The sequence below is a fragment of the Dorea acetigenes genome, from assembly GCF_025567385.1.
GTDB lineage: Bacteria > Bacillota > Clostridia > Lachnospirales > Lachnospiraceae > Claveliimonas > Claveliimonas acetigenes.
The window spans coordinates 19,745-44,958 of the sequence record NZ_JAOQJU010000022.1 but is presented as its reverse complement, the minus strand read 5'-3'; the positions used below and the strand labels follow the sequence as shown (position 1 = coordinate 44,958).

The 25,214-nt window shown below is 44.9% G+C and carries 27 protein-coding genes and 1 pseudogene; 24 read left to right on the top strand and 4 right to left on the bottom strand.

Annotated features, from left to right (window positions below):
- On the top strand, positions 1 to 1,368 hold the full coding sequence (locus OCV99_RS13805; RefSeq protein ID WP_158371342.1) for a citrate/2-methylcitrate synthase: 1,368 nt from the start codon (positions 1 to 3) through the stop codon (positions 1,366 to 1,368).
- A 29-nt stretch (positions 1,369 to 1,397) separates the two neighbouring features.
- A complete protein-coding gene (locus tag OCV99_RS13800; RefSeq protein WP_158371340.1) occupies positions 1,398 to 2,354 on the top strand; it encodes an alpha/beta fold hydrolase in 957 nt (318 codons plus the stop codon).
- A gap of 250 nt (positions 2,355 to 2,604) precedes the next feature.
- Here the strand turns inward: OCV99_RS13800 and OCV99_RS13795 are convergent, their stop codons facing one another.
- Entirely contained in the window at positions 2,605 to 2,937 is a 333-nt protein-coding gene (locus OCV99_RS13795; RefSeq protein WP_158371338.1) for a sporulation initiation factor Spo0A C-terminal domain-containing protein, read from the bottom strand.
- Positions 2,938 to 3,107: 170 nt separating this feature from the next.
- Between OCV99_RS13795 and OCV99_RS13790 the strand changes: the two genes are divergently transcribed.
- From OCV99_RS13790 to OCV99_RS13770, 5 genes are all read left to right on the top strand, one after another.
- The gene (locus OCV99_RS13790; RefSeq protein ID WP_158371336.1) at positions 3,108 to 3,476 is read left to right on the top strand and encodes a glycoside hydrolase family 25 domain-containing protein; all 369 of its coding nucleotides are present in this window, start codon (positions 3,108 to 3,110) and stop codon (positions 3,474 to 3,476) included.
- Positions 3,477 to 3,553: 77 nt separating this feature from the next.
- Complete coding sequence (locus OCV99_RS13785; protein ID WP_158371335.1) at positions 3,554 to 4,249, top strand: response regulator transcription factor; 696 nt, start codon at positions 3,554 to 3,556, stop codon at positions 4,247 to 4,249.
- A gap of 13 nt (positions 4,250 to 4,262) precedes the next feature.
- The gene (locus OCV99_RS13780; protein WP_158371333.1) at positions 4,263 to 6,854 is read left to right on the top strand and encodes a sensor histidine kinase; all 2,592 of its coding nucleotides are present in this window, start codon (positions 4,263 to 4,265) and stop codon (positions 6,852 to 6,854) included.
- 74 nt (positions 6,855 to 6,928) lie between these two features.
- The gene (locus OCV99_RS13775; protein WP_262575719.1) at positions 6,929 to 8,041 is read left to right on the top strand and encodes a class I SAM-dependent methyltransferase; all 1,113 of its coding nucleotides are present in this window, start codon (positions 6,929 to 6,931) and stop codon (positions 8,039 to 8,041) included.
- 5 nt (positions 8,042 to 8,046) lie between these two features.
- Complete coding sequence (locus tag OCV99_RS13770) at positions 8,047 to 10,479, top strand: hypothetical protein (RefSeq protein ID WP_158371330.1); 2,433 nt, start codon at positions 8,047 to 8,049, stop codon at positions 10,477 to 10,479.
- 56 nt (positions 10,480 to 10,535) lie between these two features.
- Here OCV99_RS13770 and OCV99_RS13765 read toward each other — a convergent pair whose 3' ends face one another.
- From OCV99_RS13765 to OCV99_RS13755, 3 genes are all read right to left on the bottom strand, one after another.
- The gene (locus OCV99_RS13765) at positions 10,536 to 11,030 is read right to left on the bottom strand and encodes a QueT transporter family protein (RefSeq protein WP_158371328.1); all 495 of its coding nucleotides are present in this window, start codon (positions 11,028 to 11,030) and stop codon (positions 10,536 to 10,538) included.
- Between the two features lie 127 nt (positions 11,031 to 11,157).
- Positions 11,158 to 12,201, bottom strand: coding sequence for a site-specific integrase (locus tag OCV99_RS13760; protein ID WP_158371327.1), 1,044 nt, complete (start codon positions 12,199 to 12,201; stop codon positions 11,158 to 11,160).
- 772 nt (positions 12,202 to 12,973) lie between these two features.
- Positions 12,974 to 13,471, bottom strand: a complete 498-nt coding sequence (locus OCV99_RS13755; RefSeq protein ID WP_158371325.1) for a helix-turn-helix domain-containing protein — start codon at positions 13,469 to 13,471, stop codon at positions 12,974 to 12,976.
- Between the two features lie 133 nt (positions 13,472 to 13,604).
- Between OCV99_RS13755 and OCV99_RS13750 the strand changes: the two genes are divergently transcribed.
- The 17 genes and pseudogenes from OCV99_RS13750 (at position 13,605) to OCV99_RS13670 (ending at position 25,134) form a co-directional block, all read left to right on the top strand.
- A complete protein-coding gene (locus OCV99_RS13750) occupies positions 13,605 to 13,826 on the top strand; it encodes a helix-turn-helix domain-containing protein (protein WP_158371323.1) in 222 nt (73 codons plus the stop codon).
- Between the two features lie 66 nt (positions 13,827 to 13,892).
- Entirely contained in the window at positions 13,893 to 14,054 is a 162-nt protein-coding gene (locus OCV99_RS13745; RefSeq protein WP_262575716.1) for a hypothetical protein, read from the top strand.
- Positions 14,036 to 14,224 (top strand): hypothetical protein, encoded by a 189-nt coding sequence (locus tag OCV99_RS13740; protein ID WP_158371322.1) that lies wholly within the window; start codon positions 14,036 to 14,038, stop codon positions 14,222 to 14,224. Before OCV99_RS13745 ends, OCV99_RS13740 begins: the two co-directional genes overlap by 19 nt.
- A complete protein-coding gene (locus OCV99_RS13735) occupies positions 14,224 to 14,610 on the top strand; it encodes a hypothetical protein (protein ID WP_158371321.1) in 387 nt (128 codons plus the stop codon). The genes OCV99_RS13740 and OCV99_RS13735 overlap by 1 nt, the downstream gene beginning before the upstream one ends.
- Before the next feature lie 80 nt (positions 14,611 to 14,690).
- Complete coding sequence (locus tag OCV99_RS13730; RefSeq protein WP_262575728.1) at positions 14,691 to 16,166, top strand: YfjI family protein; 1,476 nt, start codon at positions 14,691 to 14,693, stop codon at positions 16,164 to 16,166.
- Positions 16,150 to 16,422 carry a hypothetical protein gene (locus OCV99_RS13725; protein ID WP_158371318.1) on the top strand — a complete coding sequence of 91 codons (273 nt, stop codon included), beginning with the start codon at positions 16,150 to 16,152 and terminating at the stop codon, positions 16,420 to 16,422. The genes OCV99_RS13730 and OCV99_RS13725 overlap by 17 nt, the downstream gene beginning before the upstream one ends.
- 125 nt (positions 16,423 to 16,547) lie before the next feature.
- Positions 16,548 to 16,790, top strand: a complete 243-nt coding sequence (locus OCV99_RS13720) for a hypothetical protein (RefSeq protein WP_158371317.1) — start codon at positions 16,548 to 16,550, stop codon at positions 16,788 to 16,790.
- A 177-nt stretch (positions 16,791 to 16,967) separates the two neighbouring features.
- Entirely contained in the window at positions 16,968 to 17,093 is a 126-nt protein-coding gene (locus OCV99_RS13715; protein ID WP_262575713.1) for a hypothetical protein, read from the top strand.
- A complete protein-coding gene (locus tag OCV99_RS13710; protein ID WP_262575711.1) occupies positions 17,083 to 17,250 on the top strand; it encodes a hypothetical protein in 168 nt (55 codons plus the stop codon). The genes OCV99_RS13715 and OCV99_RS13710 overlap by 11 nt, the downstream gene beginning before the upstream one ends.
- Complete coding sequence (locus tag OCV99_RS13705) at positions 17,243 to 17,428, top strand: hypothetical protein (protein ID WP_158371315.1); 186 nt, start codon at positions 17,243 to 17,245, stop codon at positions 17,426 to 17,428. The genes OCV99_RS13710 and OCV99_RS13705 overlap by 8 nt, the downstream gene beginning before the upstream one ends.
- A 224-nt stretch (positions 17,429 to 17,652) precedes the next feature.
- Positions 17,653 to 18,054: a hypothetical protein gene (locus OCV99_RS13700; RefSeq protein WP_158371313.1), complete on the top strand. Its 402-nt coding sequence runs from the start codon at positions 17,653 to 17,655 to the stop codon at positions 18,052 to 18,054.
- Between the two features lie 14 nt (positions 18,055 to 18,068).
- Positions 18,069 to 18,920 (top strand): hypothetical protein, encoded by an 852-nt coding sequence (locus tag OCV99_RS13695; protein ID WP_158371311.1) that lies wholly within the window; start codon positions 18,069 to 18,071, stop codon positions 18,918 to 18,920.
- Positions 18,921 to 19,025: 105 nt separating this feature from the next.
- Entirely contained in the window at positions 19,026 to 19,892 is an 867-nt protein-coding gene (locus OCV99_RS13690) for a sigma-70 family RNA polymerase sigma factor (protein ID WP_158371310.1), read from the top strand.
- 379 nt (positions 19,893 to 20,271) lie between these two features.
- Positions 20,272 to 20,805 carry a helix-turn-helix domain-containing protein gene (locus OCV99_RS13685; RefSeq protein WP_158371308.1) on the top strand — a complete coding sequence of 178 codons (534 nt, stop codon included), beginning with the start codon at positions 20,272 to 20,274 and terminating at the stop codon, positions 20,803 to 20,805.
- Positions 20,806 to 20,820: 15 nt separating this feature from the next.
- Positions 20,821 to 21,801 (top strand): annotated as a pseudogene (locus OCV99_RS18270) (ABC transporter ATP-binding protein); the annotation flags it as partial.
- A 598-nt stretch (positions 21,802 to 22,399) separates the two neighbouring features.
- A complete protein-coding gene (locus OCV99_RS13675; RefSeq protein ID WP_158371305.1) occupies positions 22,400 to 23,236 on the top strand; it encodes an ABC transporter permease in 837 nt (278 codons plus the stop codon).
- A gap of 5 nt (positions 23,237 to 23,241) precedes the next feature.
- On the top strand, positions 23,242 to 25,134 hold the full coding sequence (locus OCV99_RS13670) for an extracellular solute-binding protein (protein WP_158371304.1): 1,893 nt from the start codon (positions 23,242 to 23,244) through the stop codon (positions 25,132 to 25,134).
- Positions 25,135 to 25,214: the final 80 nt, after the last annotated feature.

Sequence of the window (25,214 nt, the reverse complement as noted above, 5' to 3'; positions counted from 1 at the left end):
ATGGCATCAGTACAGAGAGCATTATTTGAGAACACGCCGGAGATTCAGAGACTGGCAGCGCTTTGCGAGAAAAATAATGCGATTGAAAAGGAATTATACACCAAATATGAGGTGAAGAGAGGACTTCGTGATTTAAATGGTAAAGGAGTCCTTGCAGGACTTACCAATATTTCGGACGTCTGTGCAAAGAAGATTGTGAACGGCGAGGAAGTTCCGTGTGCCGGTAATCTTTACTACAGAGGGTATAACATCAAGGATTTGGTGGAAGGATTCCTGAGAGAAGAACACTATGGTTTTGAAGAGATCGCTTATCTTTTATTATTCGGTGAACTTCCGTCAGCAAGTGAGCTGGCAGGTTTTCATGAGACGTTGGTGGAAAGACGTACCCTGCCGCCTAACTTCGTACGTGACGTCATTATGAAAGCCCCCAGCCGTGATATGATGAACAGTTTGTCGCGCTCTATCTTGAATCTGTATTCCTATGATTCAAAGGCGGACGACACCTCCATTCCGAATGTACTGCGCCAGTGTCTGAACCTGATCAGTCAGTTCCCGATGCTGATGGTGTACGGATATCATGCTTATAATTATAGACATGGGGATGATTTGTTTATCTATGCTCCTTTGCCGGAGCTTTCTACGGCAGAGAATATCCTTATGATGCTGAGAGAAGATCGGAAGTATACGAAGCTTGAGGCGAAGATCCTGGATATGGCGCTTGTACTCCATATGGATCACGGCGGCGGTAATAATTCTACTTTTACCACACATGTTGTTACTTCTTCGGGGACGGATACATATTCTACCATTGCAGCGGCGATGGCATCATTGAAAGGACCGAAGCATGGCGGCGCTAATATTAAGGTGACGCAGATGTTTGACGATATGAAAGAAAAGGTAAAGGACTGGGAAGATAAGGATGAGGTCAGGCAATATCTGTATGATTTGCTGGATAAAAAGGCGTTTGACCAGAAGGGCCTAATCTACGGAATGGGTCATGCGATTTATTCGGTGTCTGACCCAAGGGCAGACATTTTCAAGAAGTTTGTAAAACAGCTTGCCAAGGAAAAAGGCTGTGAAAAAGAGTATCAGCTTTATGAGACGGTAGAGCATCTGGCTCCGGAAGTTATCGGAGAGAAGCGTAAGATTTATAAAGGCGTAAATGCGAATGTAGATTTCTACAGCGGATTGGTATACAGTATGTTGAATCTGCCGAAAGAATTGTACACGCCGATTTTTGCCGCAGCGCGTATTGTAGGGTGGAGCGCACACCGGCTGGAGGAGCTTAAGAATGTAGATAAGATTATTCGTCCGGCATATAAACCTCTTGCCCCACATAGAGAATATGTGAAGATAGAAGACAGATAACGGCAGATACCTGTATGGGAGGAAAAGGAATGAAGAGTGAATTTTACTATCCATCCAGCGATGCCGTTACACAGATTCATGCAGTGGAGTGGATTCCTGAACGGGAAGTGAAGGCAATTCTGCAGATTTGCCATGGAATGGTTGAATATGTGGAAAGATATGACAGGTTTGCCTCGTTCCTGGCTGAAAAAGGATATTATGTAGTGGGTAACGATCACCTGGGCCATGGAAAGTCGGTTCAGAGCGAAGAAGAATATGGATTTTTTCATGAGAAAAATGGAAATCAATGCGTGATTGAAGATATCCGCCGACTGCAGGAGGAGACGATGCAGAAGTATCCTGGTGTTCCTTATTTTATGATGGGACACAGTATGGGCTCCTTTCTGCTGAGGCAGTATCTTACGCTGCATGGAGGCGAGCTTAGTGGAGCTATTATTATGGGAACCGGATATAAGAGCGCAGGAATATTGACGGCAGGACAGATGCTCTGTAAAGTAATTGCCGCTTTCCGGGGATGGAAATACCGGAGCAGCCTGGTAGACAGCCTAGGGATGGGCGGTTTTAATAAGAAGTTTGAGAGGGGAGAGAGCAAGAAAGAGTGGATAACATCTGATGCGGAGCTTCGGAAAGCCTACGAGAGTGATCCTCTGTGCAGCTTTACTTTTACAGTCAACGGCTATTATCATATGTTTGCCGGAATGAAGACCCTGACAGGAAAAAGAAGCATGGAAAAAATTCCAAAGACACTTCCGGTATTTTTCGTTGCCGGAGAAGAGGATCCGGTGGGAGATTTTGGAAAAGGAGTCCGGAAGGTGTACAAAAAATATGCAGATGCCGGGATGCAGGACGTGCAGATGAAACTGTATCCGGGTGACAGGCATGAAATCTTGAATGAAACCGACAGGGCACAGGTGATGTTTGACCTGTACCGCTGGTTGGAGAAGAGACGGAATAAGTCCGTACAGAAGAACCCCCGCGTTGGCTAGGCGCGGGGGTTCTTGTGTTTTATAGTTATCTAAAGGAATGAGAGTAAAGTGTGACACCGAAAGAATAATCATCGGTGTTTACTTTATGAGGGGGTGATAGTTGAATCTCTATCAACTATCTGACTTTAGTATAATAGATAAATGTGTCTAAAATATGTTAAATCTATAAAAGAAAAAGAAAATCTCTTAAGTAAAGATTAAGAAAAACAAAAACCGGACTTAAATGGAGAATATGTGGGGGAGAGTGAATTTATACAAGGCTGCTGTGCTGAAGATGACCAATAAGAATATCAAGAAATTCTCCGGTAGTGGGTTTTGTTTCCAGTGGATACATGGCGATGGTGGTTAATAAGGAACGATTCCCTCTTTCCCAGCAGACGTTGATGACCGTGCGCAAATCTCTTTCCACACTGCTGGGAGTGGTCTGAAAGGTATTGGCAATTGTAGGATACAAAAGCTTACTGATACCTAACAGATAGTCTTCATTTTCAAGGCATAAAGAAATAGCATAACAGAGATACTTATAGCCGCGATATGTGGCGCCAATTCCTAGAGAGCGTATCAGATGTTCAATTTCTCTCATAATCGATTTCCTTTCTTAACGTAGAATCCTGAACATATCATAAACCGAAAGAAATATAAATTAAAATATATCGACATTTTTCGACAGAAATCTATGGATTAAGACCAGGGGGTAAGAACAGAATTTTTAAAATGTAATATACTATATTAAGAATATTTTGGGGTGTAGATATGAGTATTCAGGAAAAGAACAGGGTTGTAATGCTGTGGGCGGGATACGGAGCCGGGGAGATTGATGTACAGTTTCGCAAGAAAGCGGAGGAATGCACCCGCCGGGGAGAACCGTTTGGCGTATATTGGCATTCTTATGCCTGCACACCGGATATGGCAAAGAAGGAAGCGCAGTATTGCGCAGAGACAATTGAAGAATATAAAATCTTCGGACCGGTTGTGTTTATATTTAGCGAAGACTCGTCGAGATATGTACAATCCAGAGGGATAGCGGTGACGGAAAAATTAAAAAAAGAGCTGGTATATGCATTTTGCAAAGCGATGAAAGAATACGGGTATGACGCTGAGGGGAGGGCGGATGCGAATTAAAATTTTCTTAATAAATTCCCCTGCTTCCTCTTAAAAAATCTCTGGTATTCTTGTATAGTATAAGGGAGGTGATGAAAATGTCCAAAATATTAGTATGTGATGACGATAAAGAGATAGTGGAGGCAATCGATATATATCTTACCCAGGAGGGCTATACGGTGCTTAAGGCATATGACGGGCAGGAGGCGCTTAAAGTTCTGAAGGACGAGAAGGTAGACCTGCTGGTGATAGATGTTATGATGCCGAGGCTGGATGGGATCAGAGCAACCCTTAAAATTCGTGAGGAGAACAATATGCCGATTATTATCCTATCTGCCAAATCAGAGGATGCAGATAAGATATTGGGGCTGAATGTAGGAGCGGATGATTACGTAACGAAACCATTTAACCCGTTGGAACTGGTGGCAAGAGTTAAGTCCCAACTGCGCAGATACACACAGCTTGGAAGCACAGTTAATGTAAGCGGCCAGGCGGTGTATGGGACGGGCGGCCTGCTGATTAATGATGATCTGAAAGAGGTTACGGTGGACGGTGAGAAGGTGAAGCTCACTCCGATCGAATACAATATTCTGTTGTTATTAGTAAAAAATCAAGGGAAAGTATTCTCCATTGAACAGATTTATGAAAGTATCTGGAATGAGGACGCCATTGGAGCAGATAATACAGTGGCGGTACATATTCGCCATATCCGGGAGAAGATTGAAATCAATCCAAAAGAGCCACGTTATTTGAAGGTGGTCTGGGGAGTGGGATATAAGGTGGAGAAGCTTTAGAAGGGAGCTGCTTATGAACAAATGGTACAAATCAGGATTGGCAAAAGGGATTCTGATTGTTGCCGCGTATGTCCTTTCAGCGACTCTGGTGATAAGCATTTTGTGGATGGCTTCCTATCCGGATGTGGCAGAAGATATGCTGTCCGGCAAAAAAACCGGAAATTACCTGGATACGGAAGGATTTTCAAAGAAAGTTTACAGTGAAAGCATGGAGATTCTTCATCTGCTTGGGATGAAGCGGCAGATAGAGACAGAGGGGCAACTGGACGGAGATAAAATTGTAGATGTGGAGGAATATTTTAATAATAACCGCATCACGAATGAAAATACGAACGGGCTTGCGTACCGTCTTGAAGACCTGAATAATTGGGGCGAGGCCATTAATGATGGCGGAGTAGAAAGCGGGTATACACAAGACGAGACAGAGAATCCGATTATTGTTTGTCAGAAAACAGATAATAGCTATGAGTACTACTATTATGATGAATTGAAGGCACTTCTGGAGAATGGTGAGCTATCCTTTGTTATGGAAGATTCGTCTTATACGTCAACGGAAGCGCTCAGGATTCTGGTGGAGGATTCGTCCTATAATGGGGAATCCCTGGGAGTTAAGATGGTTCAGGATAAGGAAGGCAGAGTGAAATACGTGAACTGCTGGACTTATGACGGATATTGGACAGAAGAGAAGTATAAACCGCTTGATGCGCAGAATCTTCTGGAAATTGTGAATACAAACGAAAAGTGGAATGGAAGGCTATCAGAAGCGTTTGATATGATTCATAGTTCCGCTTTGCGGATTTATAATGATGTGAACAGTTATCAGACGTTCGTAAATGAGTGGACGGAGGGAAATACGAATCTCACTTACCTGTTTGTTGACGAGGAGGAGAAAAAGGTATATACCAACGTCTCAGGATATACGTCTTATGATGATGTGGAGAAGAATCTGGAAAAAATCCGGGCGGACGGGAAATATGTAATTGTAAAGCCTAAGCTTGCAGATTTTGATTCCAATATGGAAGGTATTTCAGCTAAGGATTGGGTGGATGTAGTGAAAGATATGGCGTGGACAGATGACAATTTTGTTTTTGCCATGAAGGTTGACACAGCGTTCCCAATCCAGGATACGTATTATACACAGGCAGCCGGGTATGAAGAGTATGCGCCGACGGTGAGGCGGATGATGGTTCTGGGAGGCGTTTCCGGGCTGCTTCTGCTGGTAATCCTGGTATGGCTTACGGCGGCTGCCGGGCGCAGCCCCGGAGATGATGAATTGCATCTTCACTTTTTTGACCGCTGGAAGACAGAGATTGCGGCTGCGCTTGTGATTGGAGCCTGGTGTTTGTGTATGATGCTCTTAGCCACAATCTGGCCCACAACGGAGGTATACGTATCCGGCGATTGGGTGACGGACACAAGTGGCATGGTTTATTATTCTGCGGATAGGATTCAGGCTTATGATATAGCACAGGTGATAGTCGCAGGAGTCTGCGCGGCGCTGACCTGCCTTATCTTCCTGATCGGTTATCTGAGCCTGGTGCGGAGAATCAAGGCAAAGTCACTTTGGAAGGACAGCCTGCTTCGATGGCTGATTCATTCCTTCAGGAAGCTGTTCCGTAACATCCACTCTGTATGGAAAATTGTGCTTTTGTATGGTGGATTTATACTGCTTCATTGGTTTGCGCTTGGCGGGAATGGCATGTTCGTCTTCTTAATGTTTGCAGCGGAGATATTGGCTTTTGTCTATCTGATGCGCAGAGTGATTGGGAGAAAACGCATCCGGACGGGGATTATGCGGATTGCCGGCGGAGAAGTAGATTACCAGATCCCGCTCCAGGGGCTTTACGGAGAACAGCTCGAGATTGCAGAGAGGGTGAATACGATTGGAGAGGGCCTGGATGCGGCGGTAGAAGCCAGCATGAAGAATGAACGGCTTAAGACAGACCTGATTACCAATGTGGCTCATGATATTAAGACACCGCTTACCTCGATTATCAATTATATTTATCTGCTGAAAAAGGAGAACTTTACAGATCCTAAAATACAAGGCTACTTGGATGTCCTGGAAGCAAAGACACAGCGCCTTAAGACATTGACGGAGGATGTGGTAGAAGCGTCAAAGGTAAGCTCCGGCAATATTTCATTGGAATACACCAATATTAATCTGGTGGAAATGATTCAGCAGGTCAGTGGAGAGTTTGCGGAGAAATTCCAGAGCCGGAACCTGAAAGAAATCGTAAGCCTTCCTGAGGAAGAAGCGGTCATCCGGGTAGACGGACGCAGAATGTGGAGAGTTCTGGAAAATATTTACAACAATGCGGCAAAATATGCTATGGAAGGGACACGTATTTACGCAGATCTGAGAGTGACACAGACAGAAGTGAAATTTTCACTGAAAAATGTATCGGAACAGCCACTGAATATCGAGGCAGATGAACTGACAGAGCGGTTTGTCCGGGGGGATGTGTCCAGAAGTACAGAAGGCAGCGGCCTTGGGCTTTCCATTGCCAAGAGTCTGACAATGATGCAGGGCGGTAAGTTTGAACTGTATCTGGACGGCGACCTGTTCCGTGTAACGATTACATTTCCGAGAATGGTGAAATAAAAATCCATTTACTCTGCCGGAAACTTGCGGTATAATAGTCCCATGGAAAATTTAAAAAAATACTGCAGGACAATTTGAATATAGAATTTATATCTGCCACCCTTAGCAGCCCGCGCTCTAAGGGTGGCGTAAATAAAGTGAAAGTGCGTCCTTTGATGAAGAAGGGCACACTTTTCTTTCAGTTGGAAAGCTTTCAGAATAACCAGGCATTTCACAGGAATTTAGAACCGGAAGAAGCATACAGGGAGATAGCCGGACTGATGGAGGAGTTCAGGCAGATGCAGATGGAGACCCGGAAGAATCGTTATACCGTGCTGGTGAGTAAGAAGGGGAAGGTTACAATTAAGAAGAAAGCGCAGGACGGATGCATAAAAGATGTGGATATGTCTCATAACCGGAAGAAAAGATATTTGCTGGAAGAAGGGATGCAGATTCCCTTCCTTCAGGATCTGGGAGTTATGACGAAGAAAGGACAGATTGTACACTCACGGTTCGACAAATTCCGGCAAATCAACCGTTTTCTGGAATTTATCGAGGATATACTGCCGGAACTTCCTACAGACAGGGAGATTACGATCCTGGATTTTGGGTGCGGCAAATCTTACCTTACTTTTGCCATGTATTATTATTTACATGAGATAAATCAATACGACGTACGTATAGTAGGGCTGGATTTGAAATCGGATGTGATACGGCGCTGCAATGAGCTGAGTATAAAATATGGATATGAAAAACTGCGGTTTCTGGAAGGGAATATTGCGGATTATACCGGTGCAGATAGAGTGGATATGGTTGTGACGCTCCATGCCTGCGATACAGCGACAGATTTTGCGCTGGCAAAGGCAGTGGGCTGGGGCGCGAAAGTTATTTTGTCTGTGCCCTGCTGTCAGCATGAATTAAACGGGCAGATTCAGAGCGATGTGTTAGCGCCTTTGATGAAATATGGCCTGATTAAAGAAAGATTCGCAGCGCTGGCAACTGATGCTCTGCGGGCGGAATATCTGGAAAGAGAAGGATATAACGCACAGATCCTGGAGTTTATAGATATGGAACATACACCGAAGAATATCTTGATCCGGGCGGTGAAAACGGATGGAAAGAAAGAGAATGCATCTGTAATCTCGGCTTGCGAAGAGGCGCTGCATGTAGAACCGATGATCGGAAAGTTATTGAATCAGAAGGGATAGAATAGATGAAAAAACAATGGATAAACATTGGAGTACTTACAGGTGTTTTCATTGCAGCGGTAATCGTATTCAGTTATCTGACGAACCGCGGCAATGATAATATGACGGCGGATCTGGGGACTGCGACACTGCCGACAATCTCTTTTTCTTGCGACGGGTATGACGTCAATCCGCTGACAGGCTATAAGCAGGAGATGGATATTGCCACCATGCGGGATTCGGTTACGCCGGTTACGGCAAACCAGCTGGTTATGAATATTGACGCATATAACAGGGATATTCTGAGTGTTAGTTATCGGGTATGCTCTCTTGATGGGCAGCAGATGTTGTATGAAAATATAATGGAAGATGTAAAGGCTCAGATGACGCTCCCGATTGAAGAGGGAATCCTGACAGAGGAAAGAATGCTGGTGGTTGAACTGGAGGTTGAAAGTGAAGAAGTTTATTATTATACTAGGATAAAAGATCCTTCCGAATGCAATCTTACATCCTGTATGGATTATATTTATAATTTTCATGAAAATGCCCTTTCTAAAGCAGAGAATTCCGGAATATCCGATGCAATTGAGCCGTCCGGTGAGGGAGATAATACCACATTTCAGCATGTGACAATTCATTCGGATTATGATCATGTTACATGGGGAGATTTGGAACCGAAGATTTCCGGGGAAGAACGATGGTATGTTATGGAAACCAATGCCTCTTATACTTCCGTAAAACTGGAGTATGAGGTGCTGTGCAGTGGGGAGGAAAATCAGACAGACCGGTACCGGGTGAAGGAATTTTTCCGTGTCCGCATGGCGGCGGATCATATTTACCTGCTTAATTACGACCGCAAAATGGAACAGATTTTCAATGGAAGCCAGAAAGTATTGAGTGAAAAAGGACTTCTGCTGGGGATTGCGTCTTATGATGTCCCTTATATGGTAAATGATGATGGTACGATTGTTTCGTTTGTACAGGCGAATGAATTGTGGAATTATAATCAGGAGAAGGATGAACTGTCGCTATTATTCAGTTTTATGGATGCGGAGAATATGGATGTCAGAAATATGACGGATACGCATGAGATTAAGATTCTTGCGGTTGAGGGAAATGGAAATACAACCTTTGCCGTGTATGGATATATGAACCGGGGCGCCCATGAAGGAGAGGTGGGAGCAGCCGTTTATTATTACAACAGCAGTAAAAATTCTATTGAGGAGAAGGTGTTTGTACCCAGTACGAAATCAGCGGCAATAGCCGCAGATGAGCTGGAACGGCTTGTGTATTACAGTACGCAGAAGAACATGTTCTATATGTTGGTTGGCGGAACTCTGTATGAGATTGACCTGGAGAAGGATCGGAGGGAAGAATTGGCTTCCGGGCTGACAGAGGGGCAGTACGCTGTCTCGGATGACGGAAGCATGGTGGCGTACCAGACAGATGGGAATGAGGATGAAGCCACAGAAATAACGGTGAAGAATCTGGAAGACGGAGCAGAATACAACATATCCTGTGCAGAGAATGAATGCATAAAACCGCTGGATTTTATATACAGTGATTTTGTGGTGGGGACTGCCAGAAAGGATGATGCAGGTACGACCATTGCAGGAGAGCAGGTACTGCCGATGTATAAGATAGAAATCCGCAGTGCAGAGAATGAGATAATCAAAACCTATGAGTCTGACAACAGTTATGTACAGTCGGTCGAGGTGGAAGATGGAATGTTGACGCTCAGGCGTGTGAGTAAAAACGGAACAGTATATTCCGGCATGAACGCAGAATATATTACGAATAACGAGGACAAGGAAAAAAGCAACATTTCCCTGGAAAGCTACAGTACGGAGCTGAAAGAAACGCAGATGCGCCTGACCTTTGCAGACGGGATTCAAGATCAGATGCCGAAAGTGTTGAAGCCAAAGCAGGTATTATTTGAGCAGGCGGATGTGGAAGAATTTGACAGTTTTCAGCAGACGGAAGGATATTACGTATATGCTTACGGAGAACTGCAGGGTATCTATGAAACTGCAGGAGATGCCATTGCAGAAGCGGACAGGCAGAGCGGTGTGGCAGTTGACACGTCACTTCGTTATATCTATGAGAGGGGAAACAGGGATACTCAGTACAGCATGGAAGGAAAAGATGAGACGATTTCTGCGATGCTGCAGCAGCTGCAGTCCGGCAAACGGCCCGCTGAGGTGATAAGTGAGATTTCTGGTAATAAAGGAATGGATCTGACAGGCTGCACGACAGAAGAGCTTCTGTACCTCATCAGCAGAGGATGCCTGATAATAGGAATGACGGATAGCCAGAATTCTGTAATACTGACGGGATATACGGATGAGACGGTGAATTACATAGAGGCGGGAACGGGCGTGACCGGAACCGTGACCTATGAGCAGATGGATCAGATGCTTTCCGGAAGCGGAGGAATTCTGGAAGGGTATTTAGAATAGCAACAAGGGAACACGACAGCCGTCAGGAGCGTGTTCCCTTTTTAGATACCTTATTTTCAGGCAGAGGCTTTTGTAAAAATAACGCCTTTATAGCGAGCCAGTGCGAAATATACAATCATTCCCAATACACCACAGGAAAGAACTTCTCCGATACCGACTGTCAGCATCATAAAAGGAATCGGAAGAACGATGCCATATCCATAACGTAGGACGAATGGGACGATAATCGTGTTGGCGGCAATCGGCGGAACCGGTCCCAGGAATTTGCTGTGTCCGCGAAGAAGCCAGGTAAACACAGCGCCAAGGAGCGTTGCCAGGCTTCCGAAAATAATATCCGGCAGTATGGCGCCTCCGAGAATGTTGCCGATCAGGCATCCGATGAACAGGCCCGGAATGGCTGCAGGTGTAAATAATGGTAAAATGGTAAGGGCTTCGGAAATACGGATCTGTATTTCTCCGAACGAAAATGGTGCGAATACGTAGGTAAGAACTACGTAGATGGCAGCAATCATCGCTGCCTGGGTCAGAAATGTTACTTTGTTTTCTTTCATATTCTTTTTCTCCTTTAGTTTTGTTTTTCGTGTGGAAGGTCTCGAACACACGAATTAATTTTAGCGTAATCACAAGGTTTTCGGGGAATCCCCGACCTTTCACGGAACTAAAATGGAACTAAAACCGTTAAAGAAGTTCCAGAAGGTCGGCGATTTCTCTTTGCTTATTCGGATATAAGTGCCCATATGTACCTAGGGTAACGGTTACACTGTCATGACCGAGCCGCTCCGCTATTGCCAGCGGGGAAACGCCCTTTTCAATCAATAGAGCAACGTGCGAATGCCGAAAATCGTGAATCCTGATCCGGGGAATCCCTGCTTGCTCTGCGTATTTTTTCATGGGGTAATACAGTGATTGTTTTGACATTCCAAAAAGCCGTGTTTCGCTGTTACAATCATATATCATAGCCATATAATTTTCAAGTTCTTTTGTCAGGAATGCAGGCAATGTGATGTCTCGAATCCCTTTCTCTGTTTTAGGCGGCGTAATAACATCCTGGCGTTCCATACGCTGTAGTGATTTGGTAATATGCATCACGCCTTCAGCAAGATTGATATCCTCTGCAGTAAGGGCAAACAGTTCTCCAATCCGAATCCCAGTAAAGTATAGTATTTGAAAAGCCATGTGGGTAGTAGGGTTTTCAATCAGTTTAATGAATGCGCTGTATTGGTCGTAAGTCCAGAAGGTCAGGGACTTTGAGCGGGCTTTTCCTATCTTCTCTACACCTTCAAAAGGATTAGCCATAATTCCACAGCGTTTCGCTCCGTATTTGTAAATAGTGCGGAATATGGTATCAATCTTATTGATATAGACGTCTGAAAGCTCTTTGGATAGCAGCTCGTTCTGCCAGAGCACAACAGATTTTTCCGTAATGGCTGCCAAGGCAGTATCTTTGAACGTGGGCAGGATGTGAGCCAGGGCGATATTGTACGTCCTGACAGTCGTTTTTCTTCTCCTGGGCGTGATTTCTTGTATGAAGTTTTCCGCTACACTTCCGAAGGTTGTAGCTCCGTCATACTGCAGAGAAGCAAGAAAATCTCGTTCCCATTCCTTCGCTTCACGCTGGAGCTTAAAGCCGCGCTTCTTCCGCTGACGTTTCACCCCGGTGTAATCCGTATAGTAACACTTTACAAACCATGTGCCTTTTGCTTCATCCTTGTAAACAGGCATTCTGTGTCATCCTCCTTTTTCCTATGCTGGCGGGCATGGGAAGTAGTTGGAGGTGTTGACACAATCGTAAAGATTGATTATAATATACTTACTAAGACAGCCGAGAAGATAGCTCAAACCTATCCGCCTTGGCGAAAAATTAAATGTAAACTATCAGAGATAGCCGCCTAATTCTTTACCAGAGAGCAGGGCGGCTATTTTCTGTCTCTGCCATTTCTGGCTAATGTAATAATAGCGCATATCATAATTACAAAAGTGAATAAATCGCTGTATGTAACCATGTATATCATCCCCTTCCTAAGACTCAAAGCGGATGATACGGCCGCCCTCCCGGCTGCCTTAGTAAATATATTATGTTTTCAATGTACGATATTTAGAAATACATGCACTGGGTGAAATAATATGTCATAATATGCACTGTATGCAATTGACAAAAAAATTGAAAATGACTATAATATACTTAACAAGGGAGCCGTTGACTAGAGCACACCTAGCCGTCGGCAGAGTAAAAACTTAAAACTTAAAAAAAGTAGCGCCTTACTTTACCAGAGCAGGGGCGCTATTTTTTGTGTCTGAAAATCGTTACAACAAGGGTTATAACGGCACAAAGCATGATAACAAACGTGAACAAGTCAGGATATGTAACCATAGCACCAACCTCCTTTTTTCTTGCGTCCGGCGGTTGGTATAGCACCTCAACGGTTCCCTGGGTAAGTATATTATGTTTTCAATGTGCCGGCCGGCAGCAGGCTTTAAGCCTGTGCCAGGGAAGCTAATCTTCTTCCGGGTCTTTCCGGTCCTTTCTGGGTCCTTCCGGTTCTGGTTTTTCAACAGGAATAAAATCACCGTTCTCATCAATTCTATAATAAGCCTCTTCGCTGTCGGAAATATCAGCACGGTATATTGGTATCTTGGTGAGTAATTCTACTTGTTCTATGGCTTTGTCTTGACCGTTGCTATTGAGTTCGTAAAATAATTCATTTAACCGAGTTTCCCTAGTATCTATTTCAAGTCCGCCTTTTCCTGTAAAAAGTTCAAGTATATCATTACTAAGCTCATCTGTTGAAAAGCTGCCCCAGTTTGGATTTAATTCCCCTATAGTAACATCAAGGGCGGTGGCTATGCGGCGTAATTGTTCTAGTTTGGGTTTTCTCTCGCCTTTTTCCCAACTGTATACAGCAGTTTGTGAAACGCCTGCTTTTTTAGCAAGTGATTGCTGGGAATATCCTTTTTCAATACGGATTTTCTTTAAAGTTTCTGCAAAATTCATTGTTTATCTCCTTTTCTTCCATAAGGATAACAACTAAATAATAAAAAGTCAATAATAATAACAACAAAAGGGGTTGACTAGAAACCACTTATGTTGCAAGATGATAACAACAAAAGTGGTTGGAGGTGATAACATGACAATTAGCGATGAAAAATTCAAAATCGCCCTGGCGAGAAGCGGCTTAACGATTGGACAAGCAGCAGAACGGGCAGGAATCAGCCGGCAGCGTTACGCTATGATTCTGAACCAGAAGAACGTGACGCCACAGGCACTTGGCAAGATAGCCCGGAGCCTGGGCGTAGACGTGACAGAAATTATTGACGCCAAATTTATTGTAACCGAAAACAACAACTAGCGTGCTGGCGGGCATGGGAAGTGTTCGGAGGATGTGCGGCGTCGCACATAAGAAAGGAGGACAAGCATGTATATTATCACAGCAGTTTACAAAGGCAGGCGCATACGCCGGGTCGCATTCAGCGATTTCCAGGCGTTCACAATCATTGGACGGCTTGCAACTGAAGGCTGTACCGATTTCACCATGGAAGAAAGGGAGGAAAGCGAAAGATGGCAAAGCAATTCATAACAGCAGCGGAGATTGCGGAGACGCTGGGCGTATCGCTCACGAAGAGCTACAGCATCATCCGGGAGCTAAACGGGGAGCTGCAGAGCAGGGGTTTTATCACAGTAAGAGGAAAGACAAGCCGGGCGTTCTTCAATGAAAAGCTGTATCTCGGAAAGGAGCAGGTAGGCTGATGGCTTCCAGGGAAGAACTGCTTGCCAGCATCCGGCCAGGCATGGAGCTTACGAAGAATTTCTTTCTCCGGATCTACGGATATGAGTTATCTTTTCCGGGATTCGCCGAGGTGGCTCTGACAAGGCTGGAAGAAGCCGGATGCAGCAAGGCAAGGAACTATTACACCTGCATAGTGGCAGAATGGGAGTATAACCACGACAAGATGCTGGCGGGCGTGGCAGCGTGGTATAGGAAACAGGATTTTACAAAGAAAGGGGATGATAGGAATTGGCGAGAAGCGGAACTACTGGAGAAGAGACGGGAACTGCTGGAAAAGAAGCTGAAGCTCTTGCGCGAAAAGAAGCTGCTGTTGATGCAGCAATCGTGGCAACTAAAGAGGAATTAAGTCACATTTGTCACTTAAGTCACGCTACCCCAGAATCGGATATTATTGGTATTTTTGCTATTTTTGCTATTTTTGCTCCTATGGTTAAAAATCAGAAAAAGCACTTAGTATCCTTCCCGGTGGACTGCCTTCCCGGGGGTGTCAGGCAGTATACTGTGGCGGTGTCCGAATCGCTACAGGTTCCGGCTGATATGGTGGCGTCTTTCGTATTTGCGGTATTGTCACTGTGTATACAGGGGAAATATTCTATTAGGGTAAAAGCTGATTGGGTGGAAACGCTTAACCTGTACGTGCTTGTAGTAGCAAGACCTTCAGAAAGGAAGTCACCCACATTGAAAGAAGTTTTTAAACCTGTATTCAGGTACGTAAAGGAAGAAAATGAACGTAGGAAGTCGGAGATTTCAGAGTATGAGATTAAAAAGCGAATCCTGTCAGGAAAGCTTAAGAATATACAGGATACCCTGTCTAAACCAACCAGTAAGGCAAAATATACCGTACAGGATGCGGTTGACTGCCAGAAGGAACTGGACGAACTGGAAGAGGTGACTAAACTCCAGATGATTCTTGATGATGTTACACCGGAAGCGCTTGTAAAAGCGATGAAGGCAAACAGTGAAAAGATGGGAATCATATCAGCCGAGGGCGGTATATTCGGGATGATGGCAGGGAGGTACAGCAACAATACAAACATTGATATTTTTTTAAAAAGTTACTCAGGTGAGTATTTTTCATCTGTCAGAGTAGGAAGTGGAGGGATAACATTGGAAAATCCATTATTAACAGTATGCCTGGCTGCTCAGCCTCAGCTGATAGCTGACATCATGGACAACAAGGAGTTCAGGGGGCGCGGATTACTGGCTAGGTTCTTATATAGCATACCGAATAGCATGGTTGGCAGCAGGACATACAGGAGCAAGCCGATAGACCAATTGATTCGAGCAGATTATGAAAACCTTGTAGAAGAGCTTCTTAACATCCCGGATTTAACAGGATTTGAAAGGGTTATCAGGTTAAGCCCGGAAGCGGATGCGTTATCGGAGCAGTATAACCAATGGATTGAGCGGCAGCTTACTGATGAACTGGAAGAGATTGAGGACTGGGCTGGTAAATTGCATGGCAACACGATGCGCATAGCTGGGATATTGCATGTAGTAAAACATAAGTCTAATGCAATCAATGTGCTGCTGGAAGAGGATACCATGAAATCCGCCATTGAAATAGGCAAGTACTACTTGGAACACTCGAAACAGGCTTTTGACATTATGGGGCTTTCCGATCCACAAGAGGTGAAGGACGCAAAATATATAATCTCACGTATAGACTCAAATAGCAAAAATAGCAAAATTCGCTTTATTTCAAAAAGGGACGCTTTTGATTTGTGTAGAGGTCACTTCGGAACGGTCGAGGAAATGGAGCCGGGGCTTAAATGCTTGGAGGAACACGGGTATATTGCCATAAAACCAGAGAAAAGCGGCCGAGGGAGACCGTCCGAAAAAATTTACATAAATCCCGAATATTACAAGTGGAAGGAGAAACAAAATGTTAAAACCAGATAGTAATGGATTTGAAGATTTGGTTAATGAATACTTGAACACGCCCAGCAGTTGCGATGGTAGCGGTTTGAAATTCATGCAATTAAAGCGTCTTGACCGTATCGCCGACGCCCTGGAAGGCATAGACAGTAGCCTTAAGGAAATGAGCGGAAGTCTGGAAGAGCTTACGGATTGCATCGGGTACGCACCGCCGAGGTGGACTCAGAAAGAAGGTCACCACTTCCTACGTATTTGCGGTAATGTCGATACCGGGAACTAACAGCAAAAGCGCCTTGTAGGCAGGACACACCTACAAGGCATATATCTTCAAAACGCGCTGGCGGGCGTTGGAAAGAAGATACACTTACATGATAACAGAGATTTGCAGGAAAGGACAAGAGGGAAATGAAGAATATTAGAAAAGAATTATTGCAGAATTTGTATGATACGGTTATCAATGAAGAAATATGCGGTGAGATGCATGAATCCTTTACTAAGCTGGATGAATTTATTACATCTATTTTGCCCGGCGGTGAAAGAGATGGAAATATGGATCCTTGTATGAGCTTGATCTGTGACCTTGAGTATGCTGCATTTATGGCCAGGGCAAATATGGCGCTTGATTTTATTGCAGGAAAAGAAGCATAATGCTTAATTTTCAAAACAAATAAATGAAGGAGAGTGCGCAGAATGACAAGTAATGAAAAATATAGAGAATTAATTATCCGCTGGTAAACGAGATACATAATAACGTGTGGGTGAAAAGAATATTTGCGATTGTGCATCACATGTATATTCGCGAACGAAGCGAGGAGGTGTTACATAGTGACGGACAGAGAGAAAATCAACAGGATCTTAGATAAGCAAAGTGACAGGGTGGTACGTGAAATTTATGTTTTTGTAGCAGCTTATACAGGCGAAACGGAGCAGGACAATGAGCGTGAAGATTAAAATATCTTACAGCGAAGACTGGGAGCTGGCCGGAGTAATCCGGCTTCTCTCCCCGAAGCTGAAAGATTATAAGGTATCTAGGAACAAAGACGGGCGGTATAAGAAAGCGTATGTCGAGCTGGAAATTAAGTTCGGGGAGGTGAGAGAAGATGAATGATGGAAACCTGATACCGAACAGCGAGCGAAGCCCGAGCGAACTACGGGAAATGGGAAGAAAGGGCGGTATTGCATCGGGGAAAGTCAGGAGAAGGAATAAGAAACTTCGGATGATTGGGAAGATTTTAGGAGAGCAGGCAAACAAGGCGTGGAAAAACAAAGAAAAGCGGAATAAATAGCTTGCAGGATAAGCCAGCAATTGTTATAATGGCTACATAGCGAGTAGAACAGTACCGCGGGCAGCCCCTTCTCTGTCCGTAAGCTTTAAGGCGTGGGAATGACTGGACGATAAATTGTCGTTGAGTTGTTTCTGCGCCTTTTCTGTTCGCTATCCTTTCTTTTGAAACGCAATCAGGTAAGTGAAATTAGCCCGACAGGGCGTAAAAAATGGAGGTAACTACACATGAGTGAACAGAACACAGTGGCAACACAGGAAGCAACACAACCGGAAAGTAGTGAGCCGGGAAAGACCTTTACACAGGAAGATGTAAACAGGATTGTACAGGAAAGGCTTGCAAGGGAAAGAAACCGCGTTCCGTCTGATGCTGAAAAGACGCTTGAAGAGCGAGAAAAAGCAGTGGCAGCACGGGAACGTGAAATTGCTTATAAGGCAGTGATGAAGTCAAAGAATATTCCCGAAGAAGTCTATGAAGCGCTTAACTGTGCGAGCGAAGATGCTTTTAACAAATCATTAGAAATCTTAAGCCCGTACTTTCAAAAGGCAAGAGAGCCTATTTTTAACGCAGTTGGTCCGACTAATGGAACAAATACTGATTCAGTCAGGGCTGCCATGGGGCTTAAGTAGAAAGAGGTTCATAAATGGCAATTAATTTAGTGACAAAGTTTCTCCCTTATGTGGATGAAATTTTCACAACAGAGAGTAAGAAAGCGCTCTTAACAAATGATGATTTTGATTGGACTGGGGCACATACCATCAAAGTTCATAAAGTAAACACGGTACCTATGAATGATTACAGGAGAATAGGCTCAAGCGGATCTGGTCTCAGTACTTCCCGTTACGGTGACCTGGGCGCCGTAGGCAACACGATAGAAGAGTTTACGCTTAAAAAAGACCGCTCTTTCACGTTTGTAATTGATAAGCTGGATAAAGACGAGACAGGCAACGTGCTTGCCGGAGCTTCCGCCCTTGCACGCCAGCAGAGGGAAGTGATTGTGCCAGAAGTGGATTCCTATACCTACGGCGTAATGGCTGAAGGTGCAGGGACGAAGGTTACAGACGTGACTCTGACGAAGGACAATATCTATGACGAGATTATTCTTGGTACAGAAGTCCTGGACAACGCCGAAGTCCCGGATGTAGGCAGGGTGCTGACCGTTACGCCGGATGTTTACCGCCTGATGAAGAAAACCCCGGACTTGACGCTAGACTGTGACATTACAGTAGAGCAGAAGGCGAAGGGCGTCATTGCGATGGTAGACGGCATGGACGTGATTAAAATACCGAAAAACCGTGTCCCGGCTAAATTCGGCTTTATGATTGCGCACCCAGTTGCAACGGTAGCTCCCACAAAGCTTGAGGACTACAAGGTACATCAGGACCCGCCGGGAATCAGTGGCGAGCTGGTGGAAGGGCGTATCTGCTATGATGCGTTTATATTGGACAATAAGAAGATGGCTATCTACTACCACGAGAACAAGCCGGCAGCATAGACGTCGGCATGTACGCCGGGAAAGCCATAATCTTATCATTTAACAGGGCGCCCCGGGCTTTCCTTCCTTGGATTGCCTGGGGCGTTTTCACGTGGGAGGTGCGTCATGACGAATGAACAGCTTGTCATTCGAGTGAAGGCTGGGGAAGATACGGCCGGGAATATGCTGAAGCTCTGGCAGCAGAATAAAGGTTTCATTGCGAAGATGGCGAAGAAGTACCAGGGATATGCTGAGATGGATGATTTGATGCAGGAAGGTTACATCGCCCTGTGTGAAGCTGTCCGGCAGTACGACCCGGAACAGGGCGTGACGTTCCTTCACTATGCGGCGTTCTGGATCCGGCAGGCTATGCAGCGGTATATTGACAACTGCTGCCAGCCCGTAAGGATCCCGGTACACGCCCAGGACGCTATCAGGAAGTACAAGAAAGCTGTCCGGGAATACCGCCAGTATTACGGCTGTGAACCTCCTGAGCGCGCGCTGTGTGCGATTTTAGACGTTGACCGGGAAAACCTCCACACCATACAGGAAAATGCTAGAATGGGGCAAATAGACAGCCTGAGCAGGGTGATAGGCGGGGAAGAAGAAGACCTTACCATTGAGGATACCGTAGCATCCGGTGAGGATGTGGAAGACGATTGCATCCGTGCCGTCGACCTGGAAATGATGCAGCGCGAGGTATGGCTTGCAGTAGACCAGCTTCCGGACAGGCTCCGTGATACGGTAAAATGCCGATACCGGGACGGCATGACATTGGAGCAGACCGGGCAGCATCTCGGGGTAAACCGGAGCTATGTAGCAAACCTGGAGCGTAAAGCATTCCGGCTGCTTAGTACAGAGCGAAGAGGGGCGAAGCTCCGCCGGTACTGTGAAGAGTACATAGCAGCATCGCCGATTCACCACGTGGGCGTAGAGAGTTTCAACCGTACCTGGACGAGTGAGGTTGAACGGGATGCGTTGATGGGGTTGTAAGGATGGAACTAAAATGGAACTAAAAAACCGTGCAGACGGTGAAAACGGACACCGAAAACACGGATTTATTGCAATATATGAACGCAAAACAAATAAAAAAGACCTGTAAAAATGTGGTTGCCTTGTGGAAGGTCTCGAACACACGCGCCTTAGCGGATACAAAAGGCTTGTTTCGCCGTTACAATCATATATCATTTCCATATAATTTTCAAGCTTTTTTATCAGGAATGCAGGCATCCTGTGTAATCTTCCGTTTCCTGTGCCGACCGAATAAAGCATATCTGCTAATTTCTTATTGCAATCTTTTCTTTTTTCTGTATAATAGTGGATGTAAAGTAAATAAAAAGTATAGTATTACAAAACTTTGGGAGGTGAGTTTTTGGATATCGGGAAAAAGCTTAAGGAGCTGCGGCTGCAGAATGATCTGACCTTGAGCGATTTGGCTTCGCGCAGTGAATTAACGAAGGGATTTCTGTCGCAAGTGGAGCGGAATCAGGCGGCTCCGAGTATTGCGACTCTGGAGGATATACTGGAGGCTCTGGGGAGCAACCTGTCTGAGTTTTTCCATGAAGAAGAAGAGAAGCAGATTGTCTTTTCTGCGCAGGATTTTTTCGAGGATAAGCAGGACGACTATACGATTGAATGGATTATCCCCAATGCTCAGAGGAATGAGATGGAGCCGATTTTGCTGACGCTTGCGTCCCATAAGAGGAGCCAGGAGATGCTTGCCCACCGGGGAGAAGAATTTGGCTATGTATTAAAAGGCAATGTAACTTTAGTGCGTGGAAATAAAAGGTATAAGCTGAAGGCACAGGAGACTTTTTATTTAGACGGGACAAAGAGCCATTATTTATACAATCATGGAAGTAGTGAGGCGAAGGTGCTGTGGATTACGACGCCGCCTATGTTCTAGGAAGGAGAGGGTGATATGGAGGAGAAGAAACTAATAGAGTTTCGAGAGATTGTGAAGAATTTTGACGGACAGATTGTCCTGAAAGGCGTGAATCTTGATATTTATGAAAATGAATTTGTTACACTGCTAGGACCGAGCGGCTGTGGAAAGACGACGCTGCTTCGGATTTTGGGCGGCTTTTTGGATGCAGATGAGGGAAAAGTGATTTTTGACGGAGAGGAAATCAGCCAGAAACCGCCATACGAACGAGAATTGAATACGGTGTTCCAGAAGTACGCATTGTTCCCGCATTTGAGTGTGTATGAAAATATTGCTTTCGGGTTGAAAATTAAAAAGATGAGTAAGGACGTTATCGACCAGAAGGTTATGAAGATGCTGAAGCTAATTGGGCTGGAAGGTTATGAAGACAAGAATACGACACTGCTTTCCGGCGGACAGCAGCAGAGAGTAGCGATTGCAAGAGCTCTTGTGAATGAACCGAAGGTTCTGCTTTTGGATGAGCCTCTGGCGGCTCTGGATCTTAAGCTCCGTAAAGAGATGCAGTATGAGCTGAAACGGATTCAGCAGGAAGTTGGTATTACTTTTATCTTTGTGACCCACGATCAGGAGGAGGCGCTGACGATGTCGGATAAGATTGTGGTGATGAAGAATGGTGAGATCCAGCAGGTGGGCACACCGCAGGAAATCTATAATGAGCCTGCCAACCGTTTTGTTGCTAATTTTATTGGGGAGAGCAATATTCTTCCCGGAACGATGGTAGAAGATTATAAGGTGCGGTTCGATGATATACTCTTTGATTGTGTAGATTTTGGTTTCAAAGAAAACGAAAAAGTTGACGTGGTTATCAGGCCGGAGGATATTGACATCGTAGATGTAGAGGCCGGAAAGATGACGGGAGAGGTGCTGAGTGTTCTGTTTAAAGGCGTTCATTATGAAATTATTGTGGAGACGGTTCCCGGTACCAGTGTTACGGTGAATATGCGGGTTATCCATAACCATGATGTAGCCAGCGAGGATGGCAGGGAGAAAATCAGCGCGAATAACTTCTATGTAGATCTGGAGGATGTGAAGGATTTGGATGACAAGGAGATTATTGCCCGTTCCAATGCGCAGGCATGGGAGGTAGAAAGCGATGAGTATCTTTCTATTGCCAGGATCGAATACGATTTGCAGGAAGAAGAAGGTCAGTATCCGGTTACCTTTTCCACGGCAGCGGGAACCAGTATTCAAAGAACCATTTTTGTGGTGAACCAGCCGTTTGTGAAGAATGAGAAAGCCAACGAGGCGGTTATGGCATTCAACTTTTTCAAGACAGTGGATGAGATTGCAGAGTCACAGGCGCTGGATACGGATCTTAAGACCTGGGCAAATGCGCAGGGATGGAAGCTGAGCAATGAAGATGAAAGCGTCGATATTAGTGTGGATTATGATTTTGAGCCGGAGGATGTAAAGGAAGGAGTTTACCGGATTACTTTCTCCACCGCCGGGCGGGAATTTAAGATCCATACGACGGATTATACGGAGGAAGGTCAGGAGGTCGGACTGACATTCTTCCCGGAAGATATTCATGTGATGTCGAGGGTGGGCTACTAGTATGAAAAGATTTTCACAACTGGCAGTCCCGTATGTTGTGTGGATGGCGTTGATGCTGATTCTCCCGATGATTTTGATTGCATTGTACTCTGTAACGGAGCCGGGCAACAGCATTATTTCGTTCACACTTACGATTGAGCATTACGCCAAGTTTTTTACCGACCCGGATTTTTTGATTATACTTTGGCGTTCGCTTTTGATTGCTTTTAAGACGACGGTTATCTGCCTGCTTCTGGGATATCCGGTGGCATACTTTATTGCCAGGAGCAGTGAAAAGGTGCAGAATATTCTGGTGCTTTGTATTACTTTGCCTACATGGATTAACATGCTGGTAAGGACTTACGCATGGATCGGACTTCTCAGTGAAGGAGGGATTTTCCAGCGTATTTTAAGTTTTATCGGCCTTGGGAATACGGAGCTTCTTTATACAGAAGGGGCGGTGCTTTTGGGAATGGTGTATAACTTTATTCCCTTTATGATTCTGCAGATTCATACCTCTTTGTGTAAAATGGATCACTCGCTTTTGGAGGCAAGCGCAGACCTGGGAGCAAACCCGGCGCAGACTTTCCGGCGGGTTACATTACCACTGTCCCTTCCGGGGGTTATTAATGGGATTACATTGGTATTCCTTCCGGCTGTCAGTTCCTTCTTCATCCCGAAGCTTTTAGGTGGCGGACAGTATTTCCTGATTGGAAATCTGATTGAAAATCAATTCATTACTGTAGGCGAATGGAACTTTGGAAGCGCTATTTCCATGATAATGGCGGTTATTATGATGCTGCTTATGATGCTGGTGCGTAAGGTGGAAATCAGAAACCAGGGCGGGAAGGAGGAATAGCCGGTATGAAAAAGAGTAAACGGACATTTGGGAAAATACTGATGACTTTGATGATTATTTTCTTTTACCTGCCGATTCTTTATATGATTATTTTCTCCTTCAACAGTGGGAAATCCCTTACGGCATTTACCGGTTTTTCCCTGCGCTGGTATCAGCATATGATGGAATCCGGCGATATGATGGAGGCACTCTATACAACCTTTAGTGTTGCCCTCCTTGCTACGGCTGTCTCGACGGTGGTAGGAACGATTACTGCAATTGGACTGAGCAAATCCAGAAAGGTGGTTCGAGATCTGGTTGTTCAGGTAAATAACCTTCCGCTGATGAATCCGGAGATTGTTACTGCAATCGGCTTTATGCTTCTGTTTATCACTTTCCGGGTGGAGAAAGGATATCTTACTATGCTTTTGGCGCACATTGCTTTCTGTATTCCTTATGTGATGCTGTCGGTTATGCCGAAAATCCGCTCTCTGGATCCCAATCTGGCGGATGCGGCGATGGATTTGGGAGCCACGCCCTGGCAGGCGCTGACGAAAGTTATTGTTCCGCAGATTACTCCGGGAATCATCTCCGGTGCACTGATCGCATTTACCATGTCGGTGGATGATTTTATTATTTCTTATTTTGTGACGGGGCGTGGTGTGAAGAATTTGAGTATTGTGGTCTATACCATGAGCAAGCGTGTGAATCCCAGTATCAATGCAGTGTCCACGCTGGTGGTGGTTATCATTACGATCGCACTGGTGCTGCTGAATGTGGTGCCAGTGCTGCGGACGAAGAAAACGGTGAAGAATACTGGCGGGAAGAGGAAAATCCTGCTTCCGGCAGCAGGGGCACTGGCGATTATCCTTATTGCTGCGGGAGTGTATCATATGGGCGGAAAGGGCTCATCACGTCCGTTTGAAGGAGAAACCCTCCGCATTTATAACTGGGGAGAATACACGGGAGAGAATATTATCAGGAATTTTGAGGAAGAGACAGGCGCTACGGTGGTGATGGAGAATTTCGATTCCAATGAGCAGATGTACATTAAAGTCGCTAACGGAGAGGCCTATGATATTCTTGTGCCCAGTGATTATATGATTCAGCGCCTGATTCAGGAAGACTACCTGCAGAAGCTGGATAAATCAAAGCTGGATTGCCTGGATAAGCTTGTGGATGAGGTGAAAGGCCTTCCTTATGACCCGAACAATGACTATTCCGTACCATATTTCTGGGGAACGGTGGGAATTGTGTACGACAAGACGAAGGTGGATTTAGAAGATTTGGAAGAAGAAGGATTTGGTATTTTCCTGGATGAGAAATATAAAGGCGATGTCTATCTGTATGATTCCGAAAGAGATTCTTTTATGATGGCGCTGAAGGCTCTGGGATATTCGATGAACACGGAAAGTGAAGCCGAGATTAATGAGGCTTATGAATGGCTTGTAAAGTGTGTACAGACTATGAAGACGGAGATTGTAACGGATGAGATTATCGATAATATGGCGCAGGGAAGGAAGGCACTGGGACTCATTTATTCCGGGGATGCAACTTATGTTATGAGTGAAAATGAAGACATGGGTTTTTATCTTCCGGAGGAAGGGACAAACCTTTGGTCTGATGCCATGGTAATTCCAAAGAACGCGAAGAATCCTGACCTTGCCCATGCATTTATTAATTATGCAAGTGATTATGACGGAGCTTATGACAATTCCAGCTATGTAGGATACACATCGGCAAACCGCGAGGTTATGGAAGACATTTACGGTGAAGGCGGAGATTATGAAGGAATCGAGGCATATATGCCGCGGATGGGCTATGAGAAGGATGAGGTATTTGTTTATAATGAGGATACCAGAAAGTTAATCAGTAATCTTTGGAGTAAGGTAAAGATTGCAGCAAGCAATGCAGAATAAGTAAAAATACAACTTTTTAAAGATTTTCTTTTAAACTTCTATTTTTTCCTATTGTTTGCCGGGATGAAAAAATCCCGGCA